This is a genomic window from Aureitalea sp. L0-47, assembly GCF_026126405.1.
In the GTDB taxonomy this organism is placed as follows: domain Bacteria; phylum Bacteroidota; class Bacteroidia; order Flavobacteriales; family Flavobacteriaceae; genus Pukyongia.
This window is the reverse complement of the sequence record NZ_JAFMTQ010000067.1, coordinates 1-308: the sequence shown is the minus strand read 5'-3', so window position 1 is coordinate 308 and position 308 is coordinate 1. Positions and strand designations below refer to the sequence as shown.

Sequence of the window (308 nt, the reverse complement as noted above, 5' to 3'; positions counted from 1 at the left end):
CTCGTCATGGTAACATTTGATGCCGAAAGGTTGGTAGGAGAGGTAGGCGCCTCTGTATCCGGTGGATCCAGAGTGGTCACGTTTGCCGCATTACTCGCGGCAGATGAATTACCAGCCGCATCCCTGGCAACCACGGTAAAACTATAAGAAGTCGCCGCAGTAAGCCCTGTTACATTGAAACTCGTTGTGGCCGTGTTGCCGATAAGTGTTACACCTTCATAAACGTCATATCCCGTTACACCTACATTATCCGTAGAGGCTGTCCAGCTCAGATCAGTGGTGGTCTGGGTAGTATTGGAAGCCGTAAG

1 protein-coding gene is annotated in these 308 nt (G+C 50.6%); it reads right to left on the bottom strand.

What is annotated here, in order from left to right; translation table 11 throughout:
- The coding region (locus tag J1N09_RS15580; protein ID WP_265201187.1) for a fibronectin type III domain-containing protein at positions 1-308 on the bottom strand (308 nt) is incomplete at both ends.